This is a genomic window from Aeromonas diversa CDC 2478-85, assembly GCF_000819805.1.
Taxonomy (GTDB): domain Bacteria; phylum Pseudomonadota; class Gammaproteobacteria; order Enterobacterales; family Aeromonadaceae; genus Aeromonas; species Aeromonas diversa.
In genome coordinates, this window is the sequence record NZ_CDCE01000035.1 from 42,027 (window position 1) to 56,545 (window position 14,519).

Sequence of the window (14,519 nt, forward strand, 5' to 3'; positions counted from 1 at the left end):
CGACCCTGGGGTCGCCTCTTTGCTATCGGTGAAACGTCAGTCGTTGTCGAACTCTTCGATCTCTTTACCCAGCGCAAGCATGATGGCGAGCGCCTCGGCCGGGATATGGTCTGGCTTGTCCTTGCGCAGATCCTCGTCGCTCGGCAGCGGTTGGCCGGTGAAGGCGTGCAGGAAGGCTTCACAGAGCAGCTCGCTGTTGGTGGCGTGGCGCAGGTTATTGACCTGACGGCGGGTGCGCTCGTCGGTCAGCACCTTGAGCACCTTGAGCGGAATGGAGACGGTGATCTTCTTCACCAGCTCGCTCTTCTTGCCGTGCTCTGCATAAGGGCTGACGTAGTCGCCGTTCCACTCTGTACCCATGATTCACCTGTTCTCGATTTGGCCGTGACCGCGAATTTTAACCCCTATGGATAGCATTGGCAATCCAACGGCAAAGCCATTTAGACGTCCAGACATGTTGACGGCTTAGTGACTCTGGTTTAGTGTGATGCCATCCAAGGATGAGAGGAGCAGGCAGATGAGTGACAAGGGAACCCGGGCCGTCCGGATCGGCATCGAGAGCGATACCCAACATGGTGCCGTGGTACCGCCCATCTACCTCTCCAGCAACTACACCTTCGCCGACTTCGGCGAGCCCCGTGAATACGACTATGCCCGCTCCGGCAACCCGACTCGCAGCCACCTGGCCGAGGCCCTGGCCGCGCTGGAAGGGGGCGAAGGCGCCGTCATCACGGCCACCGGCATGGGGGCTGTCCATCTGGTGAGCACCACACTGCTCGCGGCCGGGGATCTGCTGATCGCCCCCCACGACTGTTACGGTGGCACCTGGCGCCTGTTCGAGCACCTCGCCGCCAAGGGGTGTTACCGGGTCAAGTTTGTCGATCAGGGTGACCCCGACGCGCTCGCGGCCGCCCTGGCCGAGAAGCCCAAGCTGGTGTGGGTCGAGACCCCCTCCAACCCGCTGCTGCGGGTGGTCGACGTGGCCGCCATCTGCGCCGCCGCCCATGGCGCCGGTGCCCTGGTGGCGGTCGACAACACCTTCCTCACTCCCTTCTGGCAGCAACCGCTGGCGCTGGGGGCCGATCTGGTGGTGCACTCCACCACCAAGTACATCAACGGTCACTCGGACGTGGTGGGCGGGGCCGTGGTGGCCGCCGACGGCGAGCTGGCCGAGCGCCTCACCTGGTGGGCCAACTGCCTGGGGCTGACCGGTGGGGCGTTCGACTCCTACCTGACCCTGCGTGGCCTGCGCACCCTGGGCGCCCGCCTGCGCGCCCACGAGGAGAATGCCCGTCAGATACTCGACTTCTTGCAGTCGCAGGAAAGGGTCAAATGCATCTATCATCCCTCTCTGCCGAGCCATCCGGGACACGAGATTGCGCGTCGTCAACAAGCGGGGTTCGGGGCTATGGTAAGTTTCGAGCTCAGTCTCGGCGAGGCAGGGATCCGCGCCTTCCTGGGGGCGCTGCGCTGTTTCTCGGTGGCCGAGTCCCTCGGTGGCGTGGAGAGCCTGATCGCGCACCCGGCCAGCATGACTCACAGGGCCATGACACCGGAGGCCCAGGCCCGGGCCGGCATCAGCGGGCAGCTACTGCGGCTGTCGGTAGGCATAGAGCACGGCCCTGATCTGGTGGCCGATCTCGCCCAGGCGTTGGCGATCGCAACAAGGGTGGAAGCGTAAATGACAGTATTAAATGGAGAGAGTGCGGTGGCCGCAGAGGTGAGTGTGAAGCGTCGTCATGTACACAAGTTTGGCGGCAGTAGTCTGGCCGATCCGGTCTGTTACCGCCGGGTGGCGGCCATCGTCGAGCAGCAGAGCGGCGGTAACGAGCTGGTGGTGGTCTCTGCCGCCGGCAAGACCACCAACCGCCTGATCCAGTTGGTGGAGCTGGCCGAGGGGGGAGACGAGGCGGCCGGTGAGGCCCACACCGCCCTGCACGCCTATCAGCAGAGCCTGATCGACGGCCTGCTGGAAGGGGATCTGCAAGCAGATCTGCGCGCCCAGCTGGCCGAAGATTTTCGCACCATAGCCCGCACCCTGGAGCGCCAGTTCGATCGCTTCGAGCGCAACGGCCTGCTGGCCTTTGGCGAGGTGTGGTCGGCGCGCCTGCTCGCCGCCCTGCTGACCCAGCGCGGCAATCCGACCCTGTGGCTCGACGCCCGCAGCTTCCTGCGCGCCGAGGACGGTCCGCTGATCCGGGTCGATCACGCCCTCTCGAGCGAGCTGCTCAAGGCGCGGCTGGCCGAGCACGATGGCCGCATAGTGGTAACCGGCTTCATCGCCGCCGATCTGGAAGGGCGCTCCCTGCTGCTCGGGCGCAATGGCTCCGACTACAGCGCCAGCCTGCTGGCGGCGCTGGCCGACGGCGAGTCCACCACCATCTGGAGTGACGTGGCCGGGGTCTATAGTGCCGACCCGCGCCGGGTCAAGGAGGCGCGCCTGCTGGAGCGTCTGAGCCTGGCCGAGGCCAACGAGCTGGCCCGTCTCGGTTCTTCCGTGCTTCACTCGCGCACCCTGCAGCCGGTGGTCGACAGCCGTCAGCGCCTCACCCTGCGTTGCAGCTACAACCCGGACGAGGGGTGCACCCACATACTGCGCCGGGCGCCGCGCTCCGGTGGGGCCCGCATCGTCTCCTCGGTCGACCAGATCGCCCTGATCGAGCTCAAGGTGCTGCCGGAAGGGGAGTTCGAGCGCGCCGCCGCCGCCATCGAGGCTTATCTGGCCCGCCACCGTATTCAACCGCTCACCGCCCAGCGCCAGCCGGATCGCCGCATGTTGCGTCTGGCCTACACCCTCGAGGTGGCCAGCGGCGCCTATGACCTGCTGCGCGACTACCAGCTGGAGGGGGGCTTCACCGGCCTGATCCTGAAGGAGGGCTACAGCCTGGTCGCCCTGGTGGGCGCCGGCGTGACCGAGAATGCGGAGCAGTGTCACCGCTTCTATCAGCTCACCGCGGATCAACCGGTCGAGTTTGTGCAGGCGGCGAAAGATAGCCTGAGCCTGGTGGCTGTGCTGCGCCAGATCGTGCTCGAGCCCCTGCTCATCGCCCTGCACGGGGCCCTGTTCAGCCGCCCGACCCGAGTTGGCCTGGTCGTCTTTGGCAAGGGCAACATCGGCGGTCACTGGTTGAGCCTCTATAACCGCGAGCGTCAGCGTCTCGAACAGGAGCTCAACCTGGCCCTGACCCTCTACGGCGTCTACGGTTCGGAAGGGGGTTGGCTGGACGAGGAGGGGCTCGACCCGCTGCGGGTGCAGGAGGCGAGCAACCCGGCGCCGCTGATCTGGCCCGAGCTGCTCGGCCAGCTCGAACAGCACAGCTTCGATGCCCTGATTGCGCTCGATCTCACCGCCAGCGAGACGGTGAGCCGTTACTACCCGGATCTGGCCCAGCTTGGCATCCACCTCATCGCCGCCAACAAGTTTGCCGGCGCCGCCGAGAGCGAGTTCTACCAGCGGGTCAAACAGAGCTGCCGCGATCACCAGGTACAGTGGCGCTACAACGCCACCGTGGGTGCCGGTCTGCCGGTGCAGTCCAGCATCCAGATGCTGCGCCAGAGCGGCGATCGCATTCACGGGGTCTCGGGCATCTTCTCCGGCACCCTCTCCTGGCTGTTCCAGCAGTACGACGGTTGCCGCCCCTTCTCCGAACTGGTGGAGGAGGCGTGGCAGCACGGCCTGACCGAGCCCGACCCGCGTGAGGATCTCTCCGGACAGGACGTGCGTCGCAAGCTGCTGATCCTGGCCCGGGAGTCGGGCTATGAGATAGACGCCAACGACATCGAGCTGGAGAACCTGGTGCCTGTGCCCCTGCGCAAGCTGGGTCCGGATCAGTTTATGGACCGACTCAAGGAGCTCGATGGCCCCATCCTCTCCGCGTTCGAGAGCGCCAGGCGCCTCGGCAAGGTGCTGCGCTACGTGGCTCGCTTCGAGCACGATGGCAAGGCGCGGGTCGGCCTCGAGAGCCTGGAGCCGCACCACCCGTTCGCCAACCTGCTGCCCTGCGACAACATCTTCGCCATCGAGAGCGACAGCTATCGCACCAATCCGCTGGTGATCCAGGGGCCGGGGGCGGGGCGCGAGGTGACGGCCGCGGCCATCCAGTACGATCTCTGGCAGATCTGTGCCAGCCTGTGAGGCCAAGCAAGAACAAGGGCGCCTGAGGGCGCCCTTGTTCATTTGACGTCGCCGAAGCGATCGGTGGCCGGATTGTAGAAGTAGCGCCGGTAGTCGAAGCCGATCCCCTTGAGATAGGGGTTCTCGAGGGGGATGAGCAGCCGTTGATCGAGGTGGGCCGCCTTGATGGAGGGACCAAAGGTCTGACGCCACAGCGCCTGGAGTGAGCCGTCGCGCCAGGCTCGCTCCAGCCCGAGACGCACGCGGCTGAGCCCTTCCCGGTTGCTGACATGGGTAAAGAATACCCGGGGTAGGGGGTAGTAGAAGAGCAGGTGGGGATCGGCGGTCAGCCCGGGCAGATCGGCATGGCTTTGCCACTCCCGTTGCAGCTCGCTCACCCCGCGACAGAAGAGATCGATGCGCCCCCGCGCCACCATCAGGAAGAGTTTTTCGTACTCGGCGCGCTCCACCACCTGAAACCCGGCATTGCGCAGTATCTCCACATCGAGCCACCCATGGCCCTGGCCATGGAGGAAGGCCTTGGCCTCCTCCAGGTTACGGACACGGGCCACGGCCTCGGCCTTGTCCGGATTGACGAAGCAGATGCGATAGCCGGTCAGCCCCAGATGGATGGGGAAGGGAACATAGTGCACCTGCTCGACGTTCACCTGGTTGCTCCAGCTGTCCATGGCAAACAGGTTGGGATAGCGGTTCTGGCGCACGCTGAGGCGAATGCGATCCCGGTTCATGGGGGGGGTTGGCACCAGCAGATAGGGGCCATACTCGGGGCGGCTCTTCTCCAGCGCCAGCTGCAGCAGATCCCTGTCATAGGTCTGGCGGGGATCCTTGTCGCTCTCGGGGCCGATATAGGTGAAAGTGACCACGGCCATGGCAGCCCGAGAGCAGAGCAGTAGTATCAGCAGCAAGAGCGGGTATGGGGTCATGGTCGAAACTCCACGGCGACTGCCCTGATTCTAGCCAATTCCGGAGGGGGGCTAAGCCGTTGGGGAGAGGCTTTTGTGCGCCGGGCTACTCGCCGATGGGGGCGATGAGCCAGCCCATCTGCTCCTGCATCTGGCGGGGCGACACCCCGACCGACAGGCCGCGCTTGCCGCCGCTCACCAGCACAGTGTCAAATTGCAGGGCCGAGGCATCGAGCACAGTGGGCAGGCGCTTCTTCTGGGCCAGCGGGCTGATCCCCCCCACCTTATAGCCGGTGAGCTTCTCGGCCTCGGCGGGGGAGAGCATCTCGACCTTCTTGAGCCCGGTGGCCTTGGCCAGCTGCTTGAGGCTGCACATGCCAGAGGACGGGACTATGGCCACCACCGCCTGCTTGTCGTGGTGCGCGATCAGGGTCTTGAACACCTGCGCCTCTGGCAGCCCCAACTGGCTAGCCGCATGCTTGCCGAAGTCGTCGTGAGCCTCGCACTCATAAGGGTGCAGGGTGAAGGGGATCTTGAGCTTCTCGAGCAGCTTGATGGCAGGGGTCATGGTGGTCTCCTTGGTGCAAGACAAGGCCACACAGTCTGCGCCTGCCAAAGGCGTGAGGCAAGGCTCGCCGTCAATCGTCGGGTACCCTTTATACTGAAGATAAACGGGCGGGGAGGTCACAGATGAAGGCACTCTGGTTGGTACTCACCCTGTTGGGGGGCATGTTGGCATGGGCCGATGAGGTCGAGCTCATTGGCTCCGACACGGTCGCCAGCCTCATCGAGCCTTATCAGGCGGGGTTTACCGAGAGCACAGGTCATCGGCTTAAACTGCGTGTGACGGGGAGCCTGCCGGCCTTGGTGCGTACGCAGCAGTGGCCCGGTGGCATCATGCTCTCGGAGCCTTTTCCCGCTCATCCGGTACCTTATCTCAGCCGTATCGGGAGCGATGCCGTGGTCTTTCTGGTCAACCGGCGCAACCCGCTGCGGGCCTTGACCCTCAAGGAGCTCGAAGCGCTGCTGCAACCGGGGGCGCGCTGGCCGGATGGCCGCCCTGTGGTGCTCTACAGCCTGGGGGTCAACCACGCGACCATGCATTATGTTCGTCAGTTTTTCGGGGCAACCGGCAGCCCACAGACGCTTCACACCCAGCGCACTCCCGAGCTGGTGATCGCCAATGTGGCGGATGACGCGCAGGGGCTGGGGTGGCTCTCCCTCGGCAGGCTACAGCGTGAGGCGCTCAGCGGGGTCGGCATGCTCACGCTGGAGGGCGAGTCTCCTCTGCAGCCGGATCGGCGCCTCAATCCCGCCTATCCCCTCCATCGCCACCTCTACATAGGTTTTAGTCGTACTCCCAATGGTGCCGAGCAGGCCTTGCTCGACTATCTCAAGGCGCAGATCAATCACGGCACCGAGCGCCCGGCTTCCCAGAATCATGCCGGCGCGGGCAAGACCACCCGGCACTAGTGCTGTCTGCGCGCGCTCTGCCGTGCGTTGTCCCTGGCGCCACCGGGTCGTTTATGACTCAAAACGCGCTTTTTGCACTCGTGATGTGCCTGCGCTAGCGTGCACCTTCCACACGGCATGACAGGAGAAACGAGTGACGAGAAGGATCATGGTGCTTAGGCATGGCGAGACGCGGTTCAATGCCGAGCAAAAACTGCAGGGGCATTGCAACTCGCCCCTGACCGGGCGAGGTGAGGCGCAGGCCCGAGCGGTCGGCGCGCGTCTGGCGCAGTGCCTGACCGGGCGCCCCTACCGGGTCTATGCCAGCGATCTTGGGCGGGCGATGCAAACCGCCGCGATCGTGTGCGCCGAGCTGGGGCATCCGGCCGAGCTGATCCACCCCGAGCCCAGGGTGCGGGAGTTTTCGCTGGGGGAGTGGGAGCAACAAACCGTCCCCGAGCTGATGGCCGCTCATCCCGAGCTGCGCGATCGCCGAGACTGGTATCTGGCGGCCCCCGGCGGCGACTCTATCGACAGGGTAAGGGCGCGTCTGGCCGACTGGTTGGCCGATCTGCCCGAGGATCTCGACGTGGTGGTGGTAAGCCACGGCCTGACCGGCATTGTGCTGAGGGGCATGCTGCTTGGGCTGGATGAGACCGTGACCTGGCAGCAGGATCTACCCCAGGATGCCTTCTTCATCATAGAGGCGGGGCAGGTGACGCGTATCGATTGCTCATCTCTTCTGGAACCCGCCTGAATCAGAGTGAGGCGTTCGGTCGAACGCCTCTGTCCATGCCCCATCTCACCATGTGACCCGAGGTCGCATGAGCGGAGCGAGAAGGGGATGACCCTCTTCTCTTTCTCTGTGCATTGCTGGATGGGCTCGGCGCGTGCCAGACTAACCACCGTGTGTGTAGCCAGCGAGTCTCGGCAGGGGTATGAACGGCTCCTGGCTACATGGTGGTGATAAGAGGGGAATCAGGACATGAGACCTGTAGTTTGGTGGCTTGCCCTGTCTGGCCTGCTGTTTTGCCGTGCGGTGCTGGGGGCCCCTGAGTCCACCCTTCGCATGGTTTATTTCGATGACTTTGCGCCCTATTCCTGGCGCGATGACCAAGGCAAGATGCGCGGCATCATGGTCGATGTCATGGACCGCGCCGCCGATGAGTTGGGGATTCGGGTGACGCATCAAGGCTATCCGTGGCAGCGAGCCCAGAAGTTGGTCCGCTTCGCACAAGCCGACGGGTTCGTCTCGGTGACGACCCGTGAGCGGCGGCAGTTTACCCGGGTAGTCGAAGAGCCGGTCACGACGACCGTATTGACCCTGTTCACCGGGGCCGCTCATCCCGACCTCGCGCAGCTGCAGCAGGCTCGTACCCTGGCGGAGTTCAAGCGTTTCGTCATCCTCGATTACATAGGCAATGGCTGGGGTAAGGTGCATCTGCAAGGGTTTAAAGTGCATCTGACCAAGAACGTGGACAACGTATTTCAGATGTTGGCCGCAGGGCGTGGCGATCTGATGATCACCGACCCCCTGGTCGCCTGGTTCAAACTCAAACAACTGGGTTTAGATGACCGCATTGTTGAGCTCCCCTTGCGACTCGACGTCACGACCTTCCACCTTTGTATCGGTGATCACTCGCGTTTTAAAAACCGGGCGGAAGACTTTGAGCGCGTATTGCATCAACTGCGAGAGCGAGGCGAGTTGACCCGCATTGAGGCCCAATATCGTTAGCGTCGTTTTACTGCCGCCCACCCGATGCGGCCATGCCTCGATCATGTGGCATGACGCAGGCCGTATTCACGCCGGTGAGTTTGCTGCTTTCCACATGCTGATGGCTCTTGCCGAAAATATCCCGCTAAATATGCCGTAGACAATGCAGCATGCCAGAGTGAACTGGGTGCTTGTCACTATGCCTGGTTGGATGATGGTAAACACGGCAACGAAGTATTTAGTGAAGAATATGGCCATCATCAAGACAAGAGGCAGCCAGCTTCCATCAACAATGATTCTGTCGGTCCCGGCATCAGGCCGAACGCCTTTAACGGGCAGATATTTGATGGAAAATAGAGTGACAATCACAAGCGACGCCCCCCAGAGGCCAATCGTGATGGGCGACACGCCGAAGCTGGAAGAGATGCCTGCGAGTGAGAGTAAGATCATGCCTGCAGGCAGTGGGATAATCAGTCCACGAGAGATGGTTCTTCCTTTAGACTGCTCAAATCCTAACATTACCAAGACAATAAACAGCCCAAAAACCCATGCAGGGGTGCCCATCAATATTTCCAGTACCATGTTTTAATGTTCCTTATTTCAACATGCTCGGCTTAATGCCACCTGTGTGATCCCAGGTCAGGGGGGCCAACCCGTATCTCACTCGTTCCGGCCCGAACTCGCCGCCTCATGCCTGCCGGCTTTGCAACCCAATCGACGATTAACATGCCCGAATACGGTGGGGGCGACAAGCGCTGCGCGGCTGCTCTTTACGCCTTGTATGGGTAGTTGTCTTTTGCCGCCGGGCTATGTCTTATCACCGGCTTGGCGGGGCGATTGGGTGGGTCAGACTGCCATGATGTATCTGAATACCAGGTCACCCTCGTCATAGCTCAACAATGGGTGTGTCGGCACGGCGCAGCCTTGGTAACCACAGCGGGTCAGCAGATGCTGGCAGCGCAGATTGTCATGGACTGTGGTCGCCCAGTATTCACGCACACCGCTCACTCGATAGATTTCATCGTGCAGCCAGGTTAATGCCCGAGTACCGATGCCGCGCCCCCAATAGTCGGGTGAGAGTAGGAAGGCAACCTCTGCGATCTGGTGATGAATGGTGGCCTCCAGCCGGCCCAAGATGGCGCCAGATTCCGAACGAACCAGATAGTTTAGCCAGCGTTGATCCTGGCAGTGGGCCGGTGGCCCGGCAATGGCGCGTTCCAGGCCCAGCGTAAACTGGTGCAACGGAGGGACCTCCCCCCCGATATGCTGGTAGACGGCAGGAGACATCAGCACCTCGGCCAGCGCCTTGAGGTGATGGGATTGGAGGGGTTCGTAGCGCAGCGTTAGTGTCATCAAGACGGTCCTTCGTCCAGGTGAAAAAATGCCTCAGTGTAACGCCCGGAAGGGCGCAAGCACCGAGATGGGGGTAAGCGAAACAACACTGGGCGCCGTTAAGGCGCCCTTGGTCATAAGGGGCCAGGCTAGTCACAGGACTAGAGCTCGTGGGAATAGACGATAAAACCCCCATGGCGAGCTATCTGATCGTAGAGAGCACGCCCCGCGACATTGGTCGCCTGAGTCTGCCAGTAGACGCGGCCACTGCCTGCCGTCCGCGCGGCGGCGTAGACGGCCTCGACCAGCCGGCGGCCGATGCGCCTGCCCCTATGCTGCGGTTCGGTGAACAGGTCCTGCAGGTAGCACACGTCATGGAGCCGGGTCGTGCTACGGTGAAACAGGTAATGGACCAAGCCGATGACGGTCTGGTCCTCGACGGCGACCAGGGCGTGCACCGGCTCGCTCGGATTGAAGAAGCGCTCCCAGCTCATCTGGGTGATCGGCTCGGGCAGGGCCGTGTCCCCTTCGCGGCCATAGAAGGCGTTATAGCCGTCCCAGAGCTGACGCCACTGAGCATAGTCGTCACGGGCGACGGGGCGGATGGTGATGTGCATCGATAGCATTCCCTTAGAAGATCAACATCATTGCTCACTGAAACGGGCGGGTCAGTCGTGGTGAGCCACCCCCAGGATGCCCCTCACCGCTCCGTCCGGACCGGGCACTGTGCCGGGGCGTGCTTATCCTTCGGGCCAGGCCCGGAGCACCGTCCGTCAGATAAACAGGTTTCGGCATTCGGCACAATGGGCTCTTGTGGTTCCATGTGGGTGCTCCATGGCGTGCCATAAGCGAAGGGGCCAGGCTGGCCGCAGGTAGTAGAAATTGAAAAGGCGCCAATCCGGCGCCCTTTTCTATGTGCGTTGCGGCCTGCCAGCCATCAACCCGTGTTGCGCATACCGGCCGCGATGCCGGCTATGGTGACCATCAGCGCCTGATCCAGTTCGGGATGCAGGGTGTCCGGATCGCGGCGGGAGCGGTTCAGCAGCTCCGCCTGCAGCACGTTGAGGGGATCCGTGTAGGGGTTGCGCAGACGAATCGACTCCTGGGTCCAGGGCTGGTCGTCGAGCAGGCCGCCCTGCGGGCGCAGTTGCAGCACCAGCGCGATGGAGTCTGCGAGCTCCTGACGCAGCCGCTGACCGAGGGGCCAGAGGGACGCGGGGACCAGACGGGTGTCGTAGTACTCGGCGAGCCAGGCGTCTGCCTTGAGGAACACCATCTCCAGCATCTCGAGGCGGGTGCGGAAGAAGGGCCACTGGCGGCTCATCTCTTCCAGCACTTCGAGCTTGCCCTCGTCGATCGCCTGCTGCAGCCCCTTGTGGGCGCCGAGCCAGGCCGGCAGCATCAGACGGTTCTGGGTCCAGGCGAAGATCCAGGGGATGGCGCGCAGGCTCTCGACGCCGCCGTTGGGTTTGCGCTTGGCAGGGCGGGAGCCGAGTGGGAGCTTGCCCAGTTCGAGCTCAGGGGTGGCGGCGCGGAAGTAGGGAACGAAGTCAGGATGACCACGTACCACGCTGCGGTAGTGATCGCAGGAGACGGTGGCCAGCAGCTCCATCACCTGGCGCCACTCCTCTCTCGGCTTGGGCGGGGGCAGCAGGTTGCCCTCCAGCACGGCGCTGGTATAGAGGGCCAGGCTGGTGATGGCCACCTTGGGCAGGCCGAACTTGAAGCGGATCATCTCCCCTTGCTCGGTCACCCGCAGGCCGCCGCGCAGGGAGCCAGGGGGCTGGGAGAGGATCGCCTGATGCGCCGGGGCGCCACCACGGCCCACCGTGCCGCCGCGGCCGTGGAACAGGGTGAGGCGGATCTTGTTGGCCTCGGCCAGGGCGACCAGGGATTCCATGGCGGCGTACTGGGCCCAACCGGCGGCCATCATGCCCGCGTCCTTGGCCGAATCCGAGTAGCCGATCATCACGTATTGGCGGCCCTGGATATAGCCGCGATACCAGTCCACCGAGAGCAGGCGCTCCATCACGGCGGTGCCGGCCATCAGGTCTTCCTGGGTCTCGAACAGGGGGGCGACCGGCATGCGGAACTTGCAGCCCGCCTCTTTGAGCAGCAGCTGCACCGAGAGAACGTCGGAGGGGGCGCCGGCCATGGAGATGATGTAGATGCCGAAGGCATCGGGATCGTTGGCGGCGATGACGCGGCAGGTCTCTATGGTCTCGCGGGTTTCGGCGCTCGGCTCCCAGTCGGCCGGGATCAGCGGGCGGCGGGAGTTGAGTTCGGTCAGCAGGAAGGCCTGCTTGTCCTCTTCGCTCCACTCGGCGTAGTCGCCGATCCCCAGATAACGGGTGAGCTCGGAGAGGGCCTGGGCATGGCGCTCACCATCCTGACGGATATCGAGCTTGACCAGATGAATGCCGAAGCAGGCGACTTTACGCAGCACGTCGAGCAGCATGCCGTCGGCGATGTTGCCCATGCCGCTGGCGTGCAGGGAGCGATAGCAGAGCTCGAGGGGCTCGCGCAGCTGGGCCGTGGTGCGGACCAGGTCGCGGCTCTCGCTCTGTTGCCCTTGCACCTTGGCGGTCAGGTACTCCTTGGTCTCGCGCAGGGCCTCGCGCAACTCGCGCATCACCACGCGATAGGGTTCGTTATGGTCGCCGACCCGGGCGCGCAGCTCGTCGTTGCAGTCGCTCATGGAGAGCTCGGAGGTGAGCTCCTTGATTTCCTTGTAGAAGAGGCTGACCGCCATCCAGCGACCCAGCTCCAGCACCTTGGCGGTCACTTCGGCGGTGACGAAGGGGTTACCGTCCCGGTCGCCCCCCATCCAGGAGGTGAAGCGCACCGGCGCGGCGTCCAGCGGCAGGCGAACGCCCAGATGCTGTTGCAGCTGCTCGTCGAGGCGACGCATAAACTCGGGGATGGCCGGCCACAGGCTGTTCTCGATGACGGCGAAGCCCCACTTGGCCTCATCCACCGGAGTGGGGCGCTGCTCGCGGATCTCGTTGGTGTGCCAGGCCTGATTGATGAGCTGCTCGACCCGGTTGATCAGGCGATCCCGCTCCTGGGGGAGCAGGTCGGAGAGCTCGAGGGCCTCGAGGCAGTCGTTGAGCTGTACATGCTTGTGGATCAGGGTGCGGCGTGTCACCTCTGTGGGGTGAGCGGTCAATACCAGATCGATGTCGAGTTCGCGCACCGCCTGGATGATCGCCTCCTGGGAGAGGTTGGAGGCCTTGAGCTTGGTAAACAGCTGCTCGAGGGGGTCAGAGGCGCCGGTTTGATCGGCAAAGCTGCGGGAGATGGTGTGGAACTGCTCCGCCACGTTGGCCAGATTGAGGAACTGGCTGAAGGCGCGCGCCACCGGCAGCAACTCTTCATCACTCAGGGTCTGCAGGGTATCGATCAGCGACTGACGATCCTGCTCGTTACCCTTGCGGGAGGACTTGGCCAGTTGGCGAATGGTCTCGATCTTGTCGAGAAAGGCCTGGCCCTTGTGATCCTTGATGGATTTGCCGAGCAGTTGGCCCAGCAGACCCACATTGGCGCGTAGCGCGGCGTACTTTTCGTTCATTCCACATCCTTATTGCCGATCTATCCCGCCGATTCATGGCGGGAACAGCTCATCTTCGACGTTGTGTGATTACAACATTCGGTCCCTCATCTTATGGGGACAATCTACCCGTGTCTCCTGCGTAAGGTCAAATAAGGGCGCGATAGCGAAGATGTATTTCGCTTCTCTCTACCGCGGTGCCACATTGTGTAACTTTCCTACAGGCAGAAGCGGCGGACCAGGTGTTGCAGCACCTGCTTGGTCGGCTCCACAAACGAGAGATCCAGATACTCATCCGGCTGGTGCGCCTGGGCGATATGGCCGGGGCCGAGCACGATCGTCTCGCAGCCGAGCTGCTGGATAAAGGGAGCCTCGGTGCAGTAGTTGACGCTCTCGGCGCGTCGTCCGCTGGCCCGCTCGGCCTCGCGCACCAGATCGGAGTCCTCACCGCAGGCGTAGGCGGGGATGGGCTCGTGCAGGTGGCGCAGGTGCAGGCAGCCGGGCTGGTGGATCTCGATGGGGGAGAGGGCTTCTTTGAGCATGCCCATCAGCTCATCGGGACCCACCTGCGGGGTGGGGCGCAGATCGATGTGCAGCTCGCAGCAACCGCAGATGCGGTTTGGGCTATCGCCGCCCTGGATGTAGCCGAGGTTCAGGGTCGGCTGGGGTACCGCGAAGCGATGGTCGGCGTAGCGCTCCTTGAGGGTGCGCTGCAGGCCGAGGATCTGCCCCATGGCCTGATGCATGATCTCCATGGCGTTGATCCCGTTGGCCGGGTCCGAGCTGTGGCCACTCTTGCCTGTGATGCGAATAGCCTCCGACATGTGGCCCTTGTGGGCCACCACGGGCACCAGACCGGTCGGCTCGCCGATCACCGCGTAGTCTGGCTTGAGCTCGGCCGCGGCGGCGATGGCGCGGGCGCCGGCCATGGTGGTCTCTTCATCCGCGGTGGCGAGGATGCGCAAGGGCTTCTTGAGCCGGGTGAGGTCTATCTCCTTGAGCGCCTCCACGATAAAGGCGAAGAAGCCTTTCATGTCGATGGTTCCCAGCCCGTACAAGCGGTTGCCCTCTGCGGTCACCTTGAACGGGTCCTTGCTCCAGCGCCCCTCGTCAAACGGCACAGTGTCGGTGTGGCCGGCCAGCAGTAGCCCGCCTTCTCCCTCGCCCAGCGTCGCCACCAGATTGAACTTGCCCGGCAGATCGGGCAGTGCGGTCACCTCGACCCTAAACCCCAGGGCGGTGAACCAGTTGGCCAGCAGCCGGATCACCGCCTCATTGCTCTGATCCCACTTGCTGTCAGTGCTGCTGATGGAGGGAATCGCAATAATATTCTTATAAAGTGAAAAAAAATCCATGTTGGCCATAAAAGCTCCTTGCGCCCCCTCCGGGATTTTGATAGAACATTTTCATGCGCTGGGAGTGAATGAATATTCT

13 protein-coding genes are annotated in these 14,519 nt (G+C 63.2%); 5 read left to right on the plus strand and 8 right to left on the minus strand.

All coding sequences use genetic code 11. The annotated features are described in order from the left end of the window. Window positions 1–36: 36 nt before the first annotated feature. Window positions 37–360, minus strand: coding sequence for a met regulon transcriptional regulator MetJ (gene metJ / locus BN1121_RS16255; protein ID WP_005350233.1), 324 nt, complete (start codon window positions 358–360; stop codon window positions 37–39). Window positions 361–517: 157 nt separating this feature from the next. On the opposite strand from metJ, the gene metB reads away from it, so the two are divergent. Together metB and BN1121_RS16265 are read left to right on the plus strand one after the other, a co-directional pair. After that, window positions 518–1,681 carry a cystathionine gamma-synthase gene (metB, locus tag BN1121_RS16260; protein ID WP_005350231.1) on the plus strand — a complete coding sequence of 388 codons (1,164 nt, stop codon included), beginning with the start codon at window positions 518–520 and terminating at the stop codon, window positions 1,679–1,681. After that, window positions 1,682–4,135 (plus strand): bifunctional aspartate kinase/homoserine dehydrogenase II, encoded by a 2,454-nt coding sequence (locus BN1121_RS16265; RefSeq protein WP_043157287.1) that lies wholly within the window; start codon window positions 1,682–1,684, stop codon window positions 4,133–4,135. A gap of 38 nt (window positions 4,136–4,173) precedes the next feature. On the opposite strand, the gene BN1121_RS16270 is transcribed toward BN1121_RS16265, so the two are convergent. Both BN1121_RS16270 and ybaK read right to left on the minus strand, forming a co-directional pair. Then, window positions 4,174–5,058, minus strand: coding sequence for a hypothetical protein (locus BN1121_RS16270; RefSeq protein WP_005350227.1), 885 nt, complete (start codon window positions 5,056–5,058; stop codon window positions 4,174–4,176). An 85-nt stretch (window positions 5,059–5,143) separates the two neighbouring features. After that, window positions 5,144–5,605: a Cys-tRNA(Pro) deacylase gene (gene ybaK, locus BN1121_RS16275; protein WP_005350225.1), complete on the minus strand. Its 462-nt coding sequence runs from the start codon at window positions 5,603–5,605 to the stop codon at window positions 5,144–5,146. 122 nt (window positions 5,606–5,727) lie between these two features. Here ybaK and BN1121_RS16280 point away from each other — a divergent pair, with 122 nt between their 5' ends. The 3 genes from BN1121_RS16280 (at window position 5,728) to BN1121_RS16290 (ending at window position 8,224) form a co-directional block, all read left to right on the plus strand. Next, the gene (locus BN1121_RS16280) at window positions 5,728–6,510 is read left to right on the plus strand and encodes a type 2 periplasmic-binding domain-containing protein (RefSeq protein ID WP_005350224.1); all 783 of its coding nucleotides are present in this window, start codon (window positions 5,728–5,730) and stop codon (window positions 6,508–6,510) included. A gap of 133 nt (window positions 6,511–6,643) precedes the next feature. Continuing rightward, a complete protein-coding gene (locus BN1121_RS16285; protein ID WP_152424639.1) occupies window positions 6,644–7,246 on the plus strand; it encodes a histidine phosphatase family protein in 603 nt (200 codons plus the stop codon). Between the two features lie 228 nt (window positions 7,247–7,474). Further along, entirely contained in the window at window positions 7,475–8,224 is a 750-nt protein-coding gene (locus BN1121_RS16290; RefSeq protein WP_005350218.1) for a substrate-binding periplasmic protein, read from the plus strand. A 66-nt stretch (window positions 8,225–8,290) separates the two neighbouring features. Here the strand turns inward: BN1121_RS16290 and BN1121_RS16295 are convergent, their stop codons facing one another. The 5 genes from BN1121_RS16295 to argE all read right to left on the minus strand — a co-directional run bounded on the left by BN1121_RS16295 (window position 8,291) and on the right by argE (window position 14,449). Further along, window positions 8,291–8,785 (minus strand): DUF6622 family protein, encoded by a 495-nt coding sequence (locus BN1121_RS16295; RefSeq protein WP_005350215.1) that lies wholly within the window; start codon window positions 8,783–8,785, stop codon window positions 8,291–8,293. 264 nt (window positions 8,786–9,049) lie between these two features. Continuing rightward, window positions 9,050–9,556 (minus strand): GNAT family N-acetyltransferase, encoded by a 507-nt coding sequence (locus BN1121_RS16300; protein WP_005350213.1) that lies wholly within the window; start codon window positions 9,554–9,556, stop codon window positions 9,050–9,052. 140 nt (window positions 9,557–9,696) lie between these two features. Beyond that, window positions 9,697–10,152 carry a GNAT family N-acetyltransferase gene (locus BN1121_RS16305; protein WP_005350210.1) on the minus strand — a complete coding sequence of 152 codons (456 nt, stop codon included), beginning with the start codon at window positions 10,150–10,152 and terminating at the stop codon, window positions 9,697–9,699. A 320-nt stretch (window positions 10,153–10,472) separates the two neighbouring features. After that, window positions 10,473–13,106, minus strand: a complete 2,634-nt coding sequence (gene ppc / locus BN1121_RS16310) for a phosphoenolpyruvate carboxylase (RefSeq protein WP_005350207.1) — start codon at window positions 13,104–13,106, stop codon at window positions 10,473–10,475. Between the two features lie 197 nt (window positions 13,107–13,303). Next, window positions 13,304–14,449, minus strand: coding sequence for an acetylornithine deacetylase (argE, locus tag BN1121_RS16315; protein WP_005350205.1), 1,146 nt, complete (start codon window positions 14,447–14,449; stop codon window positions 13,304–13,306). Window positions 14,450–14,519: the final 70 nt, after the last annotated feature.